This window comes from Pseudarthrobacter sulfonivorans, from assembly GCF_001484605.1.
Lineage (GTDB): Bacteria > Actinomycetota > Actinomycetes > Actinomycetales > Micrococcaceae > Arthrobacter > Arthrobacter sulfonivorans_A.
The window spans coordinates 2,370,851-2,388,946 of the sequence record NZ_CP013747.1; the positions used below are offsets into that span (position 1 = coordinate 2,370,851).

Here is an 18,096-nt window from a genome sequence, read left to right on the forward strand (position 1 = left end):
GTCGTTGACCGGAACATGAAATGTCCTGTGGATTCAATTGACCTGATCATGAGCGAACGCAGCGGCGTCGAGATCGACTACTGCCCGCAGTGCCGCGGCGTCTGGCTGGACCGCGGTGAGCTGGACAAGATCATCGACCGCGCCAACGACGCTATGAACGGCCGCGCTCCTACGCCGGCGCGCCCGGCGGCCGCGGCGCCTGTCGCTGCTCCGGTTCCGCCCCCTCTGTATCCGAACTTTGAACCCCGCCGCGAGCAGCCGCGGTACGAGCAGCCCCGTTACGACCAGCCGCGCTACGATGACCGGAAGTACGACAAGCCGGGGTATGACCGCGACCACGACCGCCGGCGGCCCAAAAAGAAGGAAGGCTGGCTGGGAGACATCTTCGACTTCTGACAGCCGGACGGCGCACTGTGCCGCGGCTGAGAGCCCTGGAGTCCAGGAGCGTAGTCGCCTAGAAGCCCTGTCGCCCAGGAGCCCTAGTCGTCCAGGAGGGCGATGAACTCGCGTGCCTGCTTCATGGAGATGTCCGAGTGCTTGGTCAGGGCAGTGGCGGCGCCTTCGGTGTCGCCACTGCGCGCCAGCGTGCGGATGCGGCCGTAGATCTCGTCGTTGAGCATATTGCTGCTGACCTCACGCGTCACATCGCCCTTGCTGGCAATGGCGCGGTAGCGGTAGGGGAACCGCTGGGGCGTGTCGTCATCGTCGGGCTCTGCCTCCGCCGCTTCAGCGGCAGGGCTGCGGTAGGCCTGCGGGTGGGCAGCCAACGCCCCCACCGCGTCCCGGGATGCCCGCAGTCCTTCTCCTGTGGCCTCGTAGTACAGCTTGATGGCCGCCATCGCCTGTCCCTGGGCAATCAGCGCGTACAACCTGCGGTGCTGGTCCTCAGAGAGCTTGGCGGCGGCCCGGCGGGCCACCTCAGTCGGATCCGGCGCAGGGGCCGTGCCGGCCTGCTTGACGGCCGCCTGCCGCCTGCTGACCGCCCGGGCAGCCAATGCGACACCGGCGGCTACGACCGCGAGGATGATAACGGGGATCACGAGCGATTCCATTTCTAAAGCCGATCTACATACTTTTTGGCTGTCGCCAGGTCCGTTTGGGTTGCCTGGCGGAGGAGTTTGATGGCCTGGATCTTGTGCCCGTCGTGCGCCATTGTCTGCAACTGCATGGCCAGCTGAGGGTCCAGAATCCCGCCGGGGAGCGCCGCATAGCCATACTGGCCGGCACCCGCTCCTGGCTGCCCGCGCCGTGCTGCCCGGGCATGGTCTTCCTGCTGCGATTGCTGCTGTTCGTTCTGGCTGGGCCGGGTGTTGGCTTCCAGGCGGGCACGCACGGCTGTTGCCACGCGTACCTGCTCGGCATAGTGCTCCGCGGAGCGCCTCGCCAGGTCCTGCTGGTACTTCTCGGCGTCGGAGGTCCCGGAATTACGGGGTCTGAGGGCCGTCGTAAATGCCCAGATTATTGCCGCCAGCACGCCGGCCGGCAGAAACACCATCAGTACATCGCCCATAGTCAGAGCTTATGCCAGATGCCCGTTATCCACAGCACATTCCTGCCGTCGCATACAGCCGATTCGCTGCGGCGTCAAAAGATGCCGGCAGGTGTGCGATGCATCACTAAACGGGTATGAATCGCCGGTGGAGGCGCCCGGAAAGCCGGATCTTTCAACAGCGCCGCGCCGCAAGCTGTGGATGAAGGTTAGGAAAAAAAGAATTTAGTCCACATCCTCGACGAACGTTTTCGCAGGTCAGAGGCCTATATACGGCAAAAGTTTTTTTGTTTCCACAGGTTCACCCACAGGCTGTGCACAAGCTATGCCCCTTAGTGCACAGGTTATCCACAGCCCTCCCGGTTGGTGGGCTTGGACGCTGGGGCGGTGGCGGCTACCGTTGCGGGATACCTGCTTTTGGGGCGCTATGACGCCGTCGCGGACATGTGCTGTCGCAGCAGTGGAGGACTTCGGTCCGGCTGCTGCGGCGCTTTCTGTGGATAACTTGCGGAACATGGGGATAACTCCCACACGCGTTGCGCAGACTCAACGTTGCGGAGGCTTCAATCGGGCCCGCCGGGCTTCATTGTCGGAGGCCGCTGATAGACCTGAACGTATGCCGTCCCGTGGAGGTCCCGCGGGAGGGCACCCCGGCAGGTGAATGACTTACTCGCCGCATCAAGTCGCGGCACACTATGGAGGACGGCAGCTTTGTCAGTAACGCACCTGGACTCGATCGAGGGTACCCGCGGATCAGAAGGCAGCCGTAAGCCACCACAGGACATTCCCGCTGAGCAGTCCGTCCTCGGCGGCATGATGCTGTCCAAGGACGCCATCGCGGACGTTGTGGAAATCCTCCGCGGCCAGGACTTCTACCGGCCTGCGCACGAGACCATCTACGAGGCGATCATCGACCTCTACGGCCGCGGCGAGCCGGCGGATGCGGTTACCGTCTCGGACGAACTGACCAAGCGCGCAGAGATCAACCGGATCGGCGGACCCGCCTACCTGCACGAGCTAATCCAGACTGTCCCCACGGCCGCCAATGCCGGCTACTACGCGGAAATCGTGGCAGAGCGCGCCATTCTGCGCCGGCTCGTCAACGCAGGCACCAAAATCGTCCAGCTGGGATACGGTTCCGACGGTGAGGTGGAGGACCTGGTCAACCAGGCACAGGCCGAGGTTTACGCCGTGGCGGAGCGGCGCACAGCAGAGGACTATGTGGTTCTCAAGGACGTCATGGAAGCCACCGTGGACGAGATCGAAGCGTCCGGACACCGCGGGGAAGGCATGACCGGTGTGCCAACGGGGTTCTACGAACTCGATGAACTCACCCATGGACTGCACCCGGGGCAGATGATCGTTATTGCCGCCCGTCCGGCAGTGGGTAAGTCAACGTTTGCCCTGGACTTCGCCCGCTCTGCGGCCATCAAGAACAACCTGGCCACCGTGATGTTCTCGCTCGAAATGGGCCGGAACGAAATCGCCATGCGCCTGCTGTCCGCCGAGGCAACCATCGGCCTGCAGGACCTCCGCAAGGGCACCATCAAGGACGAGCAATGGTCCAAGATCGCCACCACCATGGGCCGGATGAATGATGCCCCGCTCTTCATCGATGACAGCCCCAACATGTCGCTGATGGAAATCAGGGCCAAGTGCCGCCGCCTCAAGCAGCAGCATGACCTGAAGCTCGTGATCCTGGATTACCTGCAGCTCATGAGCTCCGGCAAGAAAGTGGAGTCACGCCAGCAGGAAGTCTCCGAGTTCTCCCGTGCGCTGAAGCTGCTGGCCAAGGAACTCCAGGTTCCGGTCATCGCCCTGTCGCAGCTCAACCGTGGCTCCGAGCAGCGCCAGGACAAGCGGCCCATGGTCTCTGACCTCCGCGAATCCGGCTCCATCGAGCAGGATGCGGACATGGTCATCCTGCTGCACCGTGAGGACGTCTATGACAAGGAATCCCCGCGCGCGGGCGAGGCGGACATCCTGATCGCCAAGCACCGTAACGGCCCCACCAAGGACATTGTGGTGGCATTCCAGGGTCACTACTCGCGGTTTGCCAACATGGCGGCCGACGCCGGAGGCAGCGGCTTCTAGGGTCGTTCCCGCCCGGCTGGCTGAGCCCTGCCCCAGCAGGTGGATCCCTTTGTCTTAGCCCTGCCCCAGCAGGTGGTTGGGCAGCCGGTTCCCCGGGGCGGTCCCACGGATTTCGAGCAGTTCGCGGGCGTGGGCGTGCAGCCGCGTATCCTCCGCCGAGACCGGCACCCAGCCGGAGACGGGCACCGAGTTGCCGTCGGCATCGCGTGCCACCATCACTGTGAGGCAATACGTGGTGAGGTTCAGTTCCTTGCCCTTCGGATCTCCGGAGCGCACGTGTACGGCGATGTGCATGCCTTTGGTCCCGGTGTAGACCAGCCTGGCCTCGACCTCCACGACATGGCCGATCAGCAGGGGCCGGTAGAAGCGCACGCCACCGGAGAATACCGCCACGGTGTCCATGCCGCAGTAGCGGGACGCGCAGACGTAGGCGGCTTCGTCGATCCACTTCATCACAATTCCGCCGTGCACTTTCCCGCCCCAGTTCACGTCCGTGGGGGCGGCCATGAACCGCAGCGTCACGCGTTCGGCGGTCCCGGCGTCGGTATATTCCTGGGCGTTCATGGCTTCGACGATCCGTTCACGGACCTTGATCCGCGCCAGGGCGTGGTCCCGCTGTTCGATCTCCGCGGCCGTGACCGGTTCGAACTGTTTGACGGGTATCGGCTTGCCGTTGTCGCCGACCGCCACAAAGATCACCATGCACTGGCTGCGCATCGTGGCAGGCCCGCCCTTGGGGTCGCTTGACGAGACGACGGTCCGGATGTGCATGGAGGAGCGTCCCGTGTAGACGATGGTGGCCTCCACCTCCACCATGTCGCCGCTGTTCACGGGGTCCGCGAAGTGGATGTTGCCCACGTAGGCGGTGACGCAGTAGGACTTGGCCCAGCCCACGGCTGCAGCGTACGCAGCCTTGTCCACCCATTCGAGGACGGTCCCCGCATCCACCGAGCCGCTGTGGCCCACATCCGTGGGGGCAGCCAGGAAGCGGAGGGTTACGGAATTGGCCGCGGTCTCAGTCATGCTGCGATCTTACTGAGGCGCGGTGTTACCGGAGGGTCGGGGCCGACACATACCCGCAACAGGAACTGCCCCGCCCGCCCTTTTGGGGCGGACAGGGCAGTTCTCTCTGTGGACTATCGCTCACAGGTTTATCAGTACAACGTTATAGAGGTCAAGGGTTTCCTGGTGGTTTTCTGGGAGTTTTTGATGTCAAGTGTTTGTTTTGGGTGAAAATGCGACGCCTTGAGCGTCCCGCCATGACGCAGCCGAGGTCATCCAATTTGCATCACTATTGATAATGACTATCGTTAGCGATATGATAAAAACTCACTCACATCCCGTCCATATGCGCACTTATCCGCAGGCTCTCCCGGCAGTTCTTGCGGTTTCGGCGCTGCTCCTCACTGCGTGCGGGGCTGCTCCGGGCGCGGGCTCCGGACCGTCGCAGGGCGCAGGCCCTGACTCGGCCGGCACTTCCGCTTCTGCCACAGCAGGGCAGGCGAAGGAAGGCCAGGCCCCCACCCCTCGGCTGGTCCTGACCCACGACGCGGGCATCACGGTTCTTGACGCGAAGACGCTGAAGCCCGTGGAGGAAGTGCCGCTGGAAGGCTTCAACCGCCTCAGCCCGGCGGGCGACGGCCGCCACGTTCTGGTGGCCACCGGAGATTCCTTCCGCGTCTTCGATGCCGGTGTGTGGACCGAGGCGCACGGCGACCATGGGCACTCCTATGCCGCCGCGCCTCGGCTGACGGACCGGGCCTTCAGCGCCAGCAAGGCCGGCCACGTGGTCAACCACGCCGGGAAGACAGTGCTGTTCAATGACGGTTCAGGGAAGGTGGAGGTCTTTGATCCGGCCGCGCTGACTGACGCGCTCAAGGCAGGCCTGCCCGAGACCAGCACCTACACCGCACCCGAAGCCCACCACGGCGTCGCCATCGCGTTGGAGGATGGGAAGCTGCTGGTCACCCTCGGGAACGAGGAGGGCCGCACTGGCCTGGCGCTGCTGAGCGCGCCGGGAAATGGCGGCGGGCAGGGACGCGGTGAACTGCTCCGCAACGAGGAGTGCCCCGGCGTGCATGGTGAGGCAGTGGCGGGCCATGAAACCGTGGTTGTGGGCTGTGAGGACGGCATGCTGGTCTACCGCGACGGCGCCTTCACCAAGGTTGCAAGCCCTGACCCGTACGGCCGCATGGGCAACCAGGCCGGAAGCCACGAATCTCCCGTGATCCTCGGCGATTACAAGGTGGACAGGGACGCCGGCCTGGAGCGGCCCACCCGGATCTCGCTGGTCGACACCGACACCGGGACCCTGCAGCTGGTGGACCTGGGCGCCAGCTATTCCTTCCGTTCCCTGGGCCGCGGTCCGGGCGGGGAGGCTCTGGTGCTGGGCACGGACGGGGCGCTTCATGTGATTGATCCGACGACGGGCGAGGAGACCGCTGCCATTTCCGTGGTTGGCGCCTGGACGGAGCCGGATGCCTGGCAGGATCCCCGGCCCACCCTGTTTGTCCAGGGTTCAACCGCCTTCATCACGGAGCCGGCGGCTTCCAGGATCCATGCCGTGGATCTCAAATCCGGGAAAATCATCAAAAGCGCGGACCTGGACCACGTGCCCAACGAACTGACCGGGGTGACCGGCTGACGCTCCGGCCACTGCAAAGACGTTAAGAGCCCGACGGCGGACCGGCACGTGGGTGCCTGTCCGCCGTCGGGCGTTGCTCGTTGAAGAGGAGTCCGCTTAGGCGAGGACTGCCAGCTTGTTGTTCATGCGGCCGAACACGGCGCGGTCCACGGACACGCGGCCGGCTCCGGTGAGAGCGAGTGCGAGGGCGGCAGCGCCCAGGAGCAGCACCAGTTCGTACCCGCCCTTGTCGGCGAAAACTCCTGCCGAGGCATGCACCAGGAAGAAGGCGCCGATCATGTTGACGGCCAGCAGGGCGGCCACCACGCGGGTGAGGACGCCGAGGATCAGGGCAATGCCGCCGATCAGTTCGAGGCCTGCGACGAAGGGCGCTGACACGTTGGCTGCCGGAACGCCCATCTGGGTGAACGCGGCCTGGGTGCCGGCGATGGTCCATTCGTTGAACTTCTGCCAGCCGTGGGCGGCGAAGAGGAAGCCGAGGGCGACGCGCAGGACGGTGATGGCGGTGGTGGTGAGGCGTGACTGATTCATAAATCGAGTCTCCCTGACCATTAGTTGAAGTGTCAACTAATGGTCCGCCATTGTGTCCTTTGTCATGACTTCCGGCGTCACGGAAGCGGAGCAGCCAGGTGGGCGGTGCCGGCCGTTAGGCTGAAACCGTGCCCAACCAATCCGCCCCCGCTGCCGTCCAGCGTCCCGCCAGCCATGCCCGGGAAATCCTGCGGCTCGCCGTGCCGGCGTTCGGCGCACTGATCGCCGAACCGCTGTTCCTGCTCGCGGATTCGGCCATTGTGGGCCATCTCGGCGTGGCCCAGCTGGCCGGCGTGGGGCTCGCCTCCGCTGTGCTGCACACCGCCGTCGGCCTGATGGTTTTCCTCGCCTACTCCACCACCCCGGCGGTGGCCCGCGCGATGGGACACGGCCAGCTGGGCAAGGCACTCGCCGCAGGGCGCGACGGCGTCTGGCTGGCACTTCTGCTCGGCGTGGTCCTGGCCGTGGCCGGCTTCTGGGCCGCTGAACCGCTGGTGGCCGCTATGGGGGCGGAAGGCGAAGTCCGTTCATTCGCTGTGGACTATCTCCGCTGGTCCATGCCCGGCCTGGTGGCCATGCTGCTCATCTTCGCGGGCACCGGCGTCCTGCGCGGATTGCAGGACACCAGGACGCCGCTGCTCGTGGCCACCGCAGGCTTTGCCTTGAATATTGTCCTTAACCTGTGGCTGGTCTACGGGCTGGACTGGTCCGTTGCGGGCTCGGCGGCAGGCACCAGCGTGGCGCAATGGGCCATGGCGGCCGTCTATCTGGTGATGGTCCAGCGCAATGCCGCCCGGCATGGCATCAGCCTGTGGCCCGACTGGAGCGGCATCCGCGCAATGACCCGGGTCGGTTCGTGGCTTATGCTCCGCACGCTGAGCCTGCGCATCGCCATCCTGGCCACGGTATTTGTGGTCACGGGGCAAGGTGCCGTCAACCTGGCGGCACACCAGCTGGCCATGACCATCTTCTCGTTCCTCGCCTTTGCCCTCGATGCCCTTGCCATCGCCGCCCAGGCCCTGATCGGCAAGGAACTGGGCGCCTCCAACGCCGTCAGGGCGCGGCACCTGACCCGGACCATGATCCGCTGGGGCATCGGATTCGGCGTGGTCACGGGGGCCCTGCTGGCCGTCGCGGCGCCCTGGGCAGGGGCGCTCTTCACTTCCGACGCCGGCGTCCAGTCCGTGCTGACCTACGCCCTGTGGATCCTGGCCGCCGGTCAGCCTCTTGCCGGTTATGTTTTTGTCCTGGACGGCGTGCTGATCGGCGCCGGAGACGCCAAGTACCTGGCGCTGGCGGGCGTGGTCAACCTCGCTGTCTACGTCCCCATGCTCGTGGCCGTTGCCGTCTCCGGCATGTCCGCCGCTGCAGGCCTCGTGTGGCTGTGGGCCGCCTTTGCGCTGGGGTATATGGCCGCCCGGGCGCTGACGCTGGGCCTGCGCGCCCGGTCGGACCGCTGGATGGTGCTGGGTTCGCCATAGGGCCGGCGGCCACTAAACTGGACCGGTGAACCAACCACTGACGCCCACAGATGCTCCCGCCGGCACCGCCCAGCAGGCAGACCTGTGGAAGCCGGTGCTGCTCCGGGCCGTGGCCGCACTGGTGTTCGGCGCCGTGACCATTTTCTGGGCCGGACCATCGGTCCAGGTCATGGGCTGGGCGGGCGGGCTGTATTTGCTGGTCACGGGCCTGCTGCTGCTCTGGGCCATCCCGAAGACCGGCTACGCGCGGGACGGCATGCCCGGCAAAATCCTCTCCGCTGCAGGGGCCGCCCTGGCCGGCGCCGGTGTTGCCTTGGCGCTGCTTCACGGGGACCGCGTCTTCGGCGTCGTCGCGGCGGTGGGACTTGGCCTGGCCGGAGCCGTGGAGCTGTACTGCGGCCTCAAGTATCGCGGCCGGCACATGCTGGCCCGCGACTGGCTGGCCTCGGGCATCATCGGGCTTGGTACCGCGGCGATCCTTCCCTTCTTCATCAGCCTCGGAGCCCATGCCCTGCTGGGCGTCGCCGGCGGCGGAGCCATCATCTCCGGTGTGCTCTGGGTCCTGTCGGGGCTGACTCTAAGGCACGATTCCCGGCCCGCCTCCGCGAAGCCGTAAACTAGAAGCGAAAGGTTCTACCCGGCGTAGAAAACGTGCCCGGAACAACCCCACACACATTCGAACCAGCACGCCCGTCGGCATGGCTGTAGGAGAGGAACTACCTTGGCAGACCAGAAACCAGGAAAACCGCGCAAGCTGCGGACCTCGGTGAAGGGGCCGCTGATGTTCTCTGCGTTCTGGGCCGTCCTCGCCTTCGTTACGGTGCTGATCTTCGCCTCCGGCGGCAGCTCGAAGACCCCGCGGTTCGACCTCGCCTTCACGGGCGCCGGCATCGCGTTCATCGTCACGCTGGTGATCGCGGCCATGCTGGCCATGAGCCACAAGGAGAACTCCGAACACCTGGGCAAGGGATCCGGCGTCAACCTGAGTTCAGCCCGGAAACCGTCGCACGGATTCGGGGGACACGGCCCCAGCCAGGCCGGCGGCGCCCCTGAGACTCCGGACGCTGACGGTACCGGCTCCAGCCACTCCTAGCGAACGGTAGCCTGCCGCGCGCGGTACGCTGCCACGTGCGCGCGGTTGGCGCAGTTCCCGGTATCGCAATACCGTTTCGACCGGTTGCGGCTGAGGTCCAGGACCACGGCGTCGCAGTCCTCGGCCTCGCACACGAGCATGCGGTCCATCTCCTTGCTCCGGATGACGTCCGCCAGGGCCATGGCGGCTTCGGTGCCCATGCGCTCTGCCAGCGGCGCGTCCCTGGCAGTGGCGTGCAGATGCCAGTCCCACTCATCGTGCTTCATCAGCTGGGGGAGTGCGTTGGCCTCGCGCAACAGGCGGTTGACACCCGCCACAGCAGAGTCTTCGTCTGCAGTCCAGAGGGCGGCAAGCCGCCCGCGCAGTTCGTGGACACTCGACAGCTCCGCCGCATCGCCGGCGCGGGCTCCACTGAACCCCTCGGACTGAAGGAACTCATCGAGGTCCGCCACCCTGGCGAGCGATTCGCGTCCGTTGGCGGCGGTGTTGATCAGGTTGACGACGGCGCGCAGGGCTATTTCGGTGTCAGGGGCAAAGACCATCTTGACTCCTTACTGAGGTGGGGCGTAATGTCAGGACCATTACCCCACTTTACTCCTGACAGGAGGCGTCGGTGACTGCCGCCCCTAACCCCGCAGCCGCGGGCGGATTGCTTGGCTCCGGCCTTGGAATCGCGTTGTTCTCTTCTGCCGTCTTCGGGCTCTCCGGCTCCTTCGCCAAGGCGCTCCTGGAAACCGGCTGGTCCCCGGGCGCTGCCGTGACGGCAAGGCTGACCGGTGCCGCGCTGATTCTCGCCGTTCCTGCCGTTCTGGCTTTGCGCGGACGGTGGTACCAGCTGCGCGACAACTGGGTCACCATCGGTCTATTCGGCCTGATCGGCGTGGCCGCGTGCCAGCTGTTCTACTTCAACGCGGTAGCCCGCCTGTCCGTGGGTGTAGCGCTGTTGCTTGAATACCTGGCTCCCGTCCTCATCGTCCTTTGGCTATGGGGAGCCAGCAAGAAGCGGCCACGGGCGCTGACCTTCGGCGGAACAGTGCTGTCGCTCGGCGGCCTGGTCCTCGTCCTGGACCTCACCGGAACGGTCAAGATCGACATCATCGGGGTCCTGTGGGGGGTGGCCGCTGCCGTATGCCTTGCCATCTACTTCTTCATCACGGCCAAGGAGAATGATTCCCTGCCGCCCATCGTCCTGGCGTCCGCCGGGCTGCTGGTGGGGGCAGCCGTTATGTGGCTGGCGGCCGCCACGGGACTGCTTCCCATGGCCTTCAGCACCGCGGATACCAGGCTCGGCCCCTGGATCACACCCTGGTGGGTCTCCCTCGGTGGCCTGGTCATCCTGGCAACAGTCCTGGCGTACGTTTCCGGCATTGTCGCTGCACGCGCCCTTGGCTCCAAGGTTGCATCCTTCGTCTCGCTGACCGAAGTACTGTTCGCCGTGACCTGGGCCTGGCTGCTTCTGGGTGAGCTGCCCGGCGCCATCCAGCTCCTGGGCGGCGTCCTCATTGTCGGCGGGGTGGTTCTGGTCCGGCTGGACGAGCTGCGCTCCGGCACGGCCGCTGCAACTGTCGGTGTGCCAGCCCCGTTGGACCACGCGAACGACGTCGAACCCGTGCCCTGAGTGCCCGGGTGCCTGGTCCTGCAGGACTTGCCCTAAAGGGCGCGTGCCACGGCTCGGGCACCGCCGTCGCCCCGCCGTTGTGCCTCCGTTTCGTTGTGCCCCGGCCGTTAAATGCCGAGGGGGCCCGGACACTGTGCTGTGTCCGGGCCCCACGGCAGAGCTTCCGCCGTTAGCGTGAAGCCTGGTCCTGCTCGCTGGCGTTCTTGGTGGCCTTCTGGCCGGCATCCTTCAGCGCCTGGACGACCTGGTTCAGCGCCGCGGTGTGCGTGCCTGACCATTCGTCACGGAAGGCCTTGGCGTCCGGGCCTTCCCAGTTGGTGCTGTCCAGCACGCGGGAGAGGTTGGACCGCTGCTGCTCGATCTCGCCGGCACCGGCCTGCAGCTTGCTGCCAAGAGTCCTGAGCTGCTCTACATCTGCGCCCCAAATAGCCATCAGTTTTCTCCTCGTTGTCTTGGATCCGATCCAGATCGGCATCCCCAGTGGCCCCCGGCTCATCCGGAAGATCCATTACCTAGAACCTATCCCGGCCCCAAAACACTGTCGATGGGCACCGCTGCCCATGCACCACTCCCCATGGGCGCGGCCCGTATCCAGTACGGGGCCAGGGGTCGATCCCAAGCGTTCCAGAGCCTAGCATGGGCTTATGTGCCGGAATATCCGAACCCTCCATAACTTTGAACCGCACGCCACGTCTGAAGAAGTGCATGCCGCCGCGCTGCAGTATGTGCGCAAGGTCAGCGGCAGCACCAAGCCGTCCAAGGCCAACGAAGACGCCTTCGAAGCGGCAGTGCACGAGATCGCCCACATCACCCAACACCTGCTGGATGCGCTGGTCACCCACGCTCCCGCCAAGCACCGGGACGAAGAGGCCGCCAAGGCCAGGGCCCGCGCGGCGGTGCGCTTCGGCACCGCCTGAGCCGCGCGTCCCCTCAAACTGAGTAGCGCCAACAGTCGTTTTGAGCGTCCATAACGACAGTTAGCGCGACCTAGTTGGGGTGGGCGCTGCCTACTTGCCGAAGCTGCGCAGCCGGAGCGAGTTTGCCACCACCAGGACGGAACTCGCCGCCATCGCGGCACCGGCAATCATCGGGTTCAAGAGGCCCAGGGCGGCCACGGGAATGCCGACGGCGTTATAGAAGAACGCCCAGAACAGGTTGGTCTTAATAGTGGCCAGCGTCCGACGGGACAATTCGATGGCCTGTGCCACCTGTCCCAGATCGTTTCCCATGACGGTGAGGTCCGCCGCCTCGATGGCCACATCCGTACCGGACCCCATGGCGATGCCCAGGTCAGCCTGCGCCAGCGCGGCGGCGTCATTCACGCCGTCGCCGGCCATCGCCACAATGGACCCTCCCGCCTGGAGCCGACGGACGGCGTCCACCTTCCCGGCAGGCAGGACACCTGCATAAACATCGTCAGGGGAAATGCCGACGGCGGCAGCAACCTGCGCGGCTACCGCGGCGTTGTCCCCGGTCAGCAGGATGGGGCGCAGCCCGAGCCTCTTCAGCTTTGCCACAGCTTCCGCAGATCCCGGCTTTACGGTGTCACGGAGGCTGATGATGCCGGCAGGGGTGCCGTCCACCGTCACCCAGATGGCCGTGGCCCCGGTGGCTTCCGCGGCGGCCAGCGCCTCCAGCTGCGTGCCGGAAGGGCGGACGCCGTTCTCCGTGAGCCAGCCGGTCCGGCCCGCCAGAATCACGCGTCCTTCAACGGTTCCCACCACTCCGCCTCCGGGTGCCGAACGGAAGTGTTCGACGGCGGGAAGCCGCCCGCCGTCGTCGTCCCCGGTTTGCGCTTCAACCGCCGCGGCCGCGATGGCGTGGGCGATCGGGTGCTCCGATGCCGCCTCCACGGCGCCGGCGAACCGCAGCAAGTCGGTGCCTGGGAAACCCTCAAACGCGAGAGTATTGCCCACGGCAAGCTTTCCGGTGGTGACTGTGCCGGTCTTGTCGAGCAGGATGGTGTCCACCGTGCGGGTGTCTTCGAGGACCTGCGGGCCCTTGATCAGGATGCCCAGCTGGGCGCCCCGGCCGGTTCCGGTGAGCAGTCCCACCGGAGTGGCGAGGCCCAGGGCGCACGGGCACGCGATGACCAGGACGGTGACCGCGGCGGTAAAGGCGGCCCTGAGCTCGGCAGGTTCAATCACCGGGCCGCTGAACGCGAGCCACAGCCCAAACGTGACTACAGCGATGGCCAGCACAATCGGGACAAACACCGCGCTGATCCGGTCGGCGAGGCGGGCGATGGGGGCTTTGCCGGTCTGCGCCTGCGAGACCAGCCGGGCCATCTGGGCCAGTGTGGTCTCGGCGCCCACGCGGGTGGCCCGCACCAGCAGCCGGCCGGAAGTGTTGATGGTGGCGCCGGTGACTTTGCTCCCGGGCTCCACCTCCACCGGAACGGATTCGCCGGTCAGCAGGGACGCGTCCACGGCTGAAACGCCGTCGATCACCTCACCGTCCGTGGCGATTTTTTCGCCGGGGCGGACCACCACGACGTCTCCCACGCGGAGCTGATCGGCGGGGACTTTATGTTCGGATCCGTGGTGCAGGATGGTGGCGTCCTTGGCGCCGAGGTTCAGCAACGCCTTGAGGGCGTCGCCGGCTTTCTGCTTGGCGTTGGCTTCGAGGAACCGGCCCAGGAGCAGGAAGGTGGTGACCACGGCGGCCACTTCGAAGTACAGGCCACCCGATTCCATCCCCTCCATGGCCGGGTGCTCGGTCATGCGGGGATCCAGTGCCAGTTGCCAGAGGCTGAAGAGGTAGGCGGCGGCGACGCCGATCGACACCAGTGTGTCCATGGTGGACGCCAGATGGCGCGCATTGACAGCCGCCGCGCGGTGGAAGGGCCAGGCCGCCCAGCTGACCACCGGAAGCGCCAAGGCCCCGGCTACCCAGCCCCAGTTGGGAAACTGCAGGGCCGGAACCATCGAAATCGCGAGGACCGGGAGCGTCAGTATCGCGGCCACGATCAGGCGCGGGCGCAGCTTGGCGGCGGCCGGGCCGTGGGACATGTGGTCGGTGTGGTCGTCTGACGTGGCGCCATGAGACACATGCTCGGCGTGCTCGCTCGTGCCTCGCTTAGACGCACGCTGCCGCATGTCTCTCATGTCGCCACTGTGGTCGTGTTCCGTTTCGTGATCGGTGGCGTGGTGCTCCTGGGCGGTGCTTTGGCTCGGGTAGCGCGTGGGGCGGACCGTTGCTTTGTAGCCGGTGGCGTTGACTGTGTCCACTATTTGCTGGTCCGTGATGCCGGCCGGGACCGTGACGTGGGCGGATTCCAGCGGCAGGTTGACGGAGGCTTCGACGCCGTCGAGCTTGCCCAGCTTCTTTTCCACGCGGTTCACGCAGGAGGCGCAGGTCATGCCCTCAATATCCAGTTCAACCACCCGGCTTTGGGGCTGGTGCTGGAGATGGTCTGTACTCATGTGGGATCCCCCGATCGGACAGCGTTACGCGTCGTTGGCAACAACCAGGTAGCCGGCTTCGGCTACTGCCTCGCCGATCTCGGACGGCGACAGTTCCTGGCTTGAGGTGATGGTGACGGTGGAAATGCCGCCGGCGTTGAGTTCGACGTCGACCGTTTCAACCCCGGCGAGCGATTCAAGCTCCTCGCTGACGGACGAAACGCAGTGGCCGCAGGTCATGCCGGACACGTTGACGGTGGTGGAGGTGGTGCTCATGGCTGGCTCCTTCAAAGGGGCCGGCGGTGGCCGGCCGTGAATGGGTGGCAGGTGGTTAGCGGTGGTTGGTCAGCGCAGGAGGCGGCCGATGGCCGCTGTGGCTTCCCGGACTTTGGCGTCTATGGCCTCAGTGCGAAGGGCCGGATCGGGTTCCCCGGCGGCGCCCACCACGCAGTGGCCGATGTGCTCTTCCACAAGTCCCAGGCTCACGGCGTGCAGGGCCTTGGTGGCCGCGGCGACCTGGGTCAGGATGTCGATGCAGTATTTGTCCTCATCCACCATCCGGGCGATCCCGCGGACCTGGCCCTCGATGCGCTTGAGCCTGCGCAGGTATGCCTCCTTGTTGGCGGTGTAGCCATGCGGAGGCGCCGGGTCAACGCCGGCGTGTGTGGTCAAAGTTTCCTGCGAAGGTTCCATACAGCCAACATATACCCCATAGGGGTATATGGCAAGTACCCCCTGGGGGTATCCAATTCGGAGATGAGCGCCACGAGGTTGGGTGGGTGCGGCTCTGGGCGGGCACAAAAAAGCTCCGGAGTGCGTTATTGGGGGATACGCACTCCGGAGCAGCATTTGGGCAGATTCACCCGGCCACTGCGGCCGGATCGTTCTGCTTGAATTAGCTTACTTGCCAGTACAGCCGTCCGCTACCACCTCGAATAACTACTTTCGCTTTATTATATCGGTCACCCGAAAACCGCTCGAGTGGGGCGAGGCAGCCGGCTCAGGTAACGGCTCAGCTAACGGCTCTGGCATCGTCCTGATGCGCCGGCCTTCGGTAGGGAACCACCAGCACCGGCCGGCTTTGATGGTGCGTCAGCCAGAGTCCCACTGATCCGTTGAGCATCTCGGAGATCCGGTGGGTCAGGCCCCGTTCCGACGTTCCCACGATGATCATGGGGGAGTTGCTTTCCGCGGCGAGCCGAGCGAGGGCGCGGCCCGGATCCCCCGCCAGGGTCCGCAGCGTCCAGTCCACGGGGGTGGCCGGCGCCGCGGCGTCGGCCACGGCTTCCGCGATCACCCCCCTGAGTTCCGTGGTGACCGAGCGGATGTCGTCGTCGTCCTTGTCCGGGTGCAGCGACAGCCGGTGTGCGGATCTGGTGGGATCCCATTCCACCAGGTAGCTGGCCTCGTCAACATAGGCGCACAGCAACGGCACGGCCAGTTTGGCCGCCAGGGAGGTGGCGGTCTTCAGCACTTCCGGGTGCTGATGGGGCAACACGCCCACGAGCAACGGAGGCGGACCACTGAATCGTTCGGGACTCATAGGACCATTCTGTGCCTGCGCGGAGCCACTTGAACAGGGCCGACTTGAACAGGGCCGACGGCGCGTGGACGTGTCAGGCGGCAGCGGGGGACGCCGAGACAACCACGTTCTTGCCCCACGGGTCTTCCGTGTAGCAGCTGATCAGAACCACACGGCTGGGCACCATGTCCCAGATGGGGCTGTCCTTGAGGCTGTCCTTGAGGTACGTGGTGACGCTGTCCACCCGGTAAGGGATGGTGCCGGTCGCGGTGACGACGTCGAAGGTGTCGCCGACGACGGCAGCGGAGCTGAGGTGGTTGAACGGGGCGTCCCGGCCCTCCCAGCTGTGTCCGATGATGTACGTGGTGTTGCCCGACCCGTTGCCGGGAGTCCCGAACGGTGTCAGCCAATACCCGTCCATGGTTGTGGGCGGCTCCACTGTACGGGTGGCGACGGCCGAGGTGTCCGGTTCAAGAGGATGGACTGCCGTGTCGATTGCCGCAGCGGGATAGAGGATACGCACGGGTGCGGAGGCTTCCGGCAAGGCCGGGCCGGGGGTGGTGGCGTCTGCGGCCGGGGCTGTTGCCGTCGTTGGAGCTGCCCCCGAAGCTTCGCCCGTGCCGGACAGCGGCCAAGGAGCGGACGACGGCGTGGCCCGGAATGGTGCCGACAGTTCCGCTGTGGGGACGGCGGCTTCCCCGTGCTTGAGTAGGGGTGCACCGAAGGTGAGGGACAGGAAACCCAGGACTCCGCACAGCAGGATTGCCAGATCTCCACGGTTCCATCCACGGACGCGCAGGACTTCCAGGACACGCAGAACGCCACGGCGGACGACGCGAGTGCTGGAGTGCTTGGACATGATGTTCCTTTGCGTTCAGACGCCTTGCGTTCAGAAAGGGGAGGGTGCGCCCGCTTGAAATTGCGCCGAGGACGTCCCGCCAGGTTTTGGCGGGACGCCCTCGGTAACAGACCCCGGAGGCTCTGGCGGGCGTCAGCCCGCCGTCGGCGATTCCGTCCGGGATTTGCGGCGCACTGCAACCACAGTGCCCGCACCTAGCAGGACGCCCAGCCCGGCCAGCCAGGTAGTATTTTCATCTGATCCGCCGATGGCGGTTTGCGCGTTGAAGCCCTGGTTGGTGCCCTGGCTGACAGCGGCTGCTGCTGCGGCGGGCGCCTTGGCAGCAGCTGCCTTCGGTGCCGGTGTCTGCGCAGCCGGTGTGACCGCGCCGGCGGCCCCAGCCACCACTGCCGGTGTGTCCACGACGACGGGCGGAACAACAACCGGCGGCACAACAACCGGTGGGACCACGACGGGCGGCACAACAACCGGTGGGACCACAACCGGTGGGACCACAACCGGCGGCAGCGTCACGGCCTCGCAGTCATTTTCAAAGTCCGCCATCCCTTGTTCGTCCCAGTTCAATCCGCCAGGCAGCAGCTCATTGGGCGGGATGACGTCCCTTGAGTGACCGCTATGGGCACCCAGGCCGTTCACCCCGCTAAGGTCAATGCTGATGGTGTGTCCGTTGTGGCAAAGACTGAAGTTGTCTGCCGCGCTGGCCGGGGCCGTGACGCTGAGCATTGCCAGCCCCACAACCCCCAAAGTTGCGAAAGTTCGTTTCATGATGTTTCCCCAGACTTGTCAGAAAGGACCATGGCGGCAAGGGAGAAGCGACGGTTCTGTATGCCCCCAGCAAGCATGATCAGTTTTGCTTGTGGCTTCAGGCTAGGGGCGCCGGACGGGCGCGGTCGCGAGTAGCGGGTACTCGTCTTTTTCCGCCTTTGACCTGCGGCGTTACCTGCGTCTACGCGGAATCGGGAGCATTGCCAGGTTGTGGCCCCCTTGAACGTGGACAGGGCGGCGCCTAACGTTGGAGCATACGAAAGGTGCGTGACCGGCATGGAAATCTACATGTGGTGGCTGGATCTGGACCTGCAAACCAAGGAATGGCTGAGGGAAAACCTCCGTGCGGCGGAACTGCCGCTGCCGGTGCTGCAGGGCATCGCCGAAGCCGGCGGGCCGCATCCGGGTACCCCGGTGGCTGTCCTCACCGAAGCCGACTGGGATTTCATCGAGACGCAGTCCGAATTCGTCGACTGACCGGACGCCCCTGGCGCCGCCGGCACGGCCACGCCGGACCGGTACACCCGGAGCAGTCCCCTCGGACCAGTCCACATAGCGAAGAAAAGCGTTGCGGCCCTCCGGCCGGGGTGGTTGCA

Annotated in this window: 21 protein-coding genes; 9 read left to right on the plus strand and 12 right to left on the minus strand. The window is 65.7% G+C overall.

Going from position 1 to position 18,096, the window contains the following annotated elements:
* Positions 1 to 15 precede the first annotated feature (15 nt).
* On the plus strand, positions 16 to 396 hold the full coding sequence (locus AU252_RS10585; RefSeq protein WP_058930673.1) for a zf-TFIIB domain-containing protein: 381 nt from the start codon (positions 16 to 18) through the stop codon (positions 394 to 396).
* A gap of 83 nt (positions 397 to 479) precedes the next feature.
* Here the strand turns inward: AU252_RS10585 and AU252_RS10590 are convergent, their stop codons facing one another.
* Entirely contained in the window at positions 480 to 1,052 is a 573-nt protein-coding gene (locus AU252_RS10590; RefSeq protein WP_058930674.1) for a hypothetical protein, read from the minus strand.
* Between the two features lie 2 nt (positions 1,053 to 1,054).
* A complete protein-coding gene (locus AU252_RS10595) occupies positions 1,055 to 1,510 on the minus strand; it encodes a hypothetical protein (protein ID WP_058930675.1) in 456 nt (151 codons plus the stop codon).
* A gap of 690 nt (positions 1,511 to 2,200) precedes the next feature.
* Here AU252_RS10595 and dnaB point away from each other — a divergent pair.
* Positions 2,201 to 3,583 carry a replicative DNA helicase gene (dnaB, locus tag AU252_RS10600; protein WP_058930676.1) on the plus strand — a complete coding sequence of 461 codons (1,383 nt, stop codon included), beginning with the start codon at positions 2,201 to 2,203 and terminating at the stop codon, positions 3,581 to 3,583.
* Between the two features lie 54 nt (positions 3,584 to 3,637).
* On the opposite strand, the gene AU252_RS10605 is transcribed toward dnaB, so the two are convergent.
* Complete coding sequence (locus AU252_RS10605; protein ID WP_058930677.1) at positions 3,638 to 4,606, minus strand: acyl-CoA thioesterase; 969 nt, start codon at positions 4,604 to 4,606, stop codon at positions 3,638 to 3,640.
* Positions 4,607 to 4,931: 325 nt separating this feature from the next.
* Between AU252_RS10605 and aztD the strand changes: the two genes are divergently transcribed.
* A complete protein-coding gene (gene aztD, locus AU252_RS10610; RefSeq protein ID WP_058930678.1) occupies positions 4,932 to 6,227 on the plus strand; it encodes a zinc metallochaperone AztD in 1,296 nt (431 codons plus the stop codon).
* A 96-nt stretch (positions 6,228 to 6,323) separates the two neighbouring features.
* Here the strand turns inward: aztD and AU252_RS10615 are convergent, their stop codons facing one another.
* The gene (locus AU252_RS10615) at positions 6,324 to 6,758 is read right to left on the minus strand and encodes a DoxX family protein (RefSeq protein ID WP_058930679.1); all 435 of its coding nucleotides are present in this window, start codon (positions 6,756 to 6,758) and stop codon (positions 6,324 to 6,326) included.
* A gap of 128 nt (positions 6,759 to 6,886) precedes the next feature.
* Between AU252_RS10615 and AU252_RS10620 the strand changes: the two genes are divergently transcribed.
* The 3 genes from AU252_RS10620 to AU252_RS10630 all read left to right on the plus strand — a co-directional run bounded on the left by AU252_RS10620 (position 6,887) and on the right by AU252_RS10630 (position 9,332).
* On the plus strand, positions 6,887 to 8,239 hold the full coding sequence (locus AU252_RS10620; RefSeq protein ID WP_058930680.1) for an MATE family efflux transporter: 1,353 nt from the start codon (positions 6,887 to 6,889) through the stop codon (positions 8,237 to 8,239).
* A gap of 25 nt (positions 8,240 to 8,264) precedes the next feature.
* Positions 8,265 to 8,855: a hypothetical protein gene (locus tag AU252_RS10625; RefSeq protein ID WP_058930681.1), complete on the plus strand. Its 591-nt coding sequence runs from the start codon at positions 8,265 to 8,267 to the stop codon at positions 8,853 to 8,855.
* A gap of 105 nt (positions 8,856 to 8,960) precedes the next feature.
* Positions 8,961 to 9,332: a hypothetical protein gene (locus tag AU252_RS10630; RefSeq protein WP_058930682.1), complete on the plus strand. Its 372-nt coding sequence runs from the start codon at positions 8,961 to 8,963 to the stop codon at positions 9,330 to 9,332.
* Here AU252_RS10630 and AU252_RS10635 read toward each other — a convergent pair.
* Positions 9,329 to 9,874, minus strand: coding sequence for a CGNR zinc finger domain-containing protein (locus AU252_RS10635; RefSeq protein WP_058930683.1), 546 nt, complete (start codon positions 9,872 to 9,874; stop codon positions 9,329 to 9,331). The two genes, AU252_RS10630 and AU252_RS10635, sit on opposite strands and share 4 nt — an antisense overlap.
* A gap of 71 nt (positions 9,875 to 9,945) precedes the next feature.
* Here AU252_RS10635 and AU252_RS10640 point away from each other — a divergent pair, with 71 nt between their 5' ends.
* Positions 9,946 to 10,950, plus strand: coding sequence for an EamA family transporter (locus AU252_RS10640; protein WP_058930684.1), 1,005 nt, complete (start codon positions 9,946 to 9,948; stop codon positions 10,948 to 10,950).
* A gap of 169 nt (positions 10,951 to 11,119) precedes the next feature.
* Here the strand turns inward: AU252_RS10640 and AU252_RS10645 are convergent, their stop codons facing one another.
* Positions 11,120 to 11,383 (minus strand): WXG100 family type VII secretion target, encoded by a 264-nt coding sequence (locus AU252_RS10645; RefSeq protein ID WP_058930685.1) that lies wholly within the window; start codon positions 11,381 to 11,383, stop codon positions 11,120 to 11,122.
* A 211-nt stretch (positions 11,384 to 11,594) separates the two neighbouring features.
* Here AU252_RS10645 and AU252_RS10650 point away from each other — a divergent pair, with 211 nt between their 5' ends.
* Positions 11,595 to 11,867, plus strand: coding sequence for a DUF2277 domain-containing protein (locus AU252_RS10650; protein WP_058930686.1), 273 nt, complete (start codon positions 11,595 to 11,597; stop codon positions 11,865 to 11,867).
* Positions 11,868 to 11,957: 90 nt separating this feature from the next.
* Here AU252_RS10650 and AU252_RS10655 read toward each other — a convergent pair whose 3' ends face one another.
* The 6 genes from AU252_RS10655 to AU252_RS24145 form a co-directional block, all read right to left on the minus strand.
* Positions 11,958 to 14,375, minus strand: a complete 2,418-nt coding sequence (locus AU252_RS10655; protein ID WP_058930687.1) for a heavy metal translocating P-type ATPase — start codon at positions 14,373 to 14,375, stop codon at positions 11,958 to 11,960.
* Positions 14,376 to 14,399: 24 nt separating this feature from the next.
* Positions 14,400 to 14,630 (minus strand): heavy-metal-associated domain-containing protein, encoded by a 231-nt coding sequence (locus tag AU252_RS10660; protein ID WP_058930688.1) that lies wholly within the window; start codon positions 14,628 to 14,630, stop codon positions 14,400 to 14,402.
* Positions 14,631 to 14,699: 69 nt separating this feature from the next.
* Positions 14,700 to 15,047 carry a metal-sensitive transcriptional regulator gene (locus AU252_RS10665; RefSeq protein ID WP_058930689.1) on the minus strand — a complete coding sequence of 116 codons (348 nt, stop codon included), beginning with the start codon at positions 15,045 to 15,047 and terminating at the stop codon, positions 14,700 to 14,702.
* A gap of 319 nt (positions 15,048 to 15,366) precedes the next feature.
* Positions 15,367 to 15,897, minus strand: coding sequence for a universal stress protein (locus AU252_RS10670; RefSeq protein ID WP_058930690.1), 531 nt, complete (start codon positions 15,895 to 15,897; stop codon positions 15,367 to 15,369).
* Between the two features lie 73 nt (positions 15,898 to 15,970).
* On the minus strand, positions 15,971 to 16,735 hold the full coding sequence (locus AU252_RS10675) for a class F sortase (RefSeq protein WP_240484376.1): 765 nt from the start codon (positions 16,733 to 16,735) through the stop codon (positions 15,971 to 15,973).
* Between the two features lie 132 nt (positions 16,736 to 16,867).
* Entirely contained in the window at positions 16,868 to 17,500 is a 633-nt protein-coding gene (locus tag AU252_RS24145) for a hypothetical protein (RefSeq protein WP_167349809.1), read from the minus strand.
* A gap of 276 nt (positions 17,501 to 17,776) precedes the next feature.
* Between AU252_RS24145 and AU252_RS10685 the strand changes: the two genes are divergently transcribed.
* Complete coding sequence (locus tag AU252_RS10685) at positions 17,777 to 17,977, plus strand: hypothetical protein (RefSeq protein ID WP_058932884.1); 201 nt, start codon at positions 17,777 to 17,779, stop codon at positions 17,975 to 17,977.
* Positions 17,978 to 18,096: the final 119 nt, after the last annotated feature.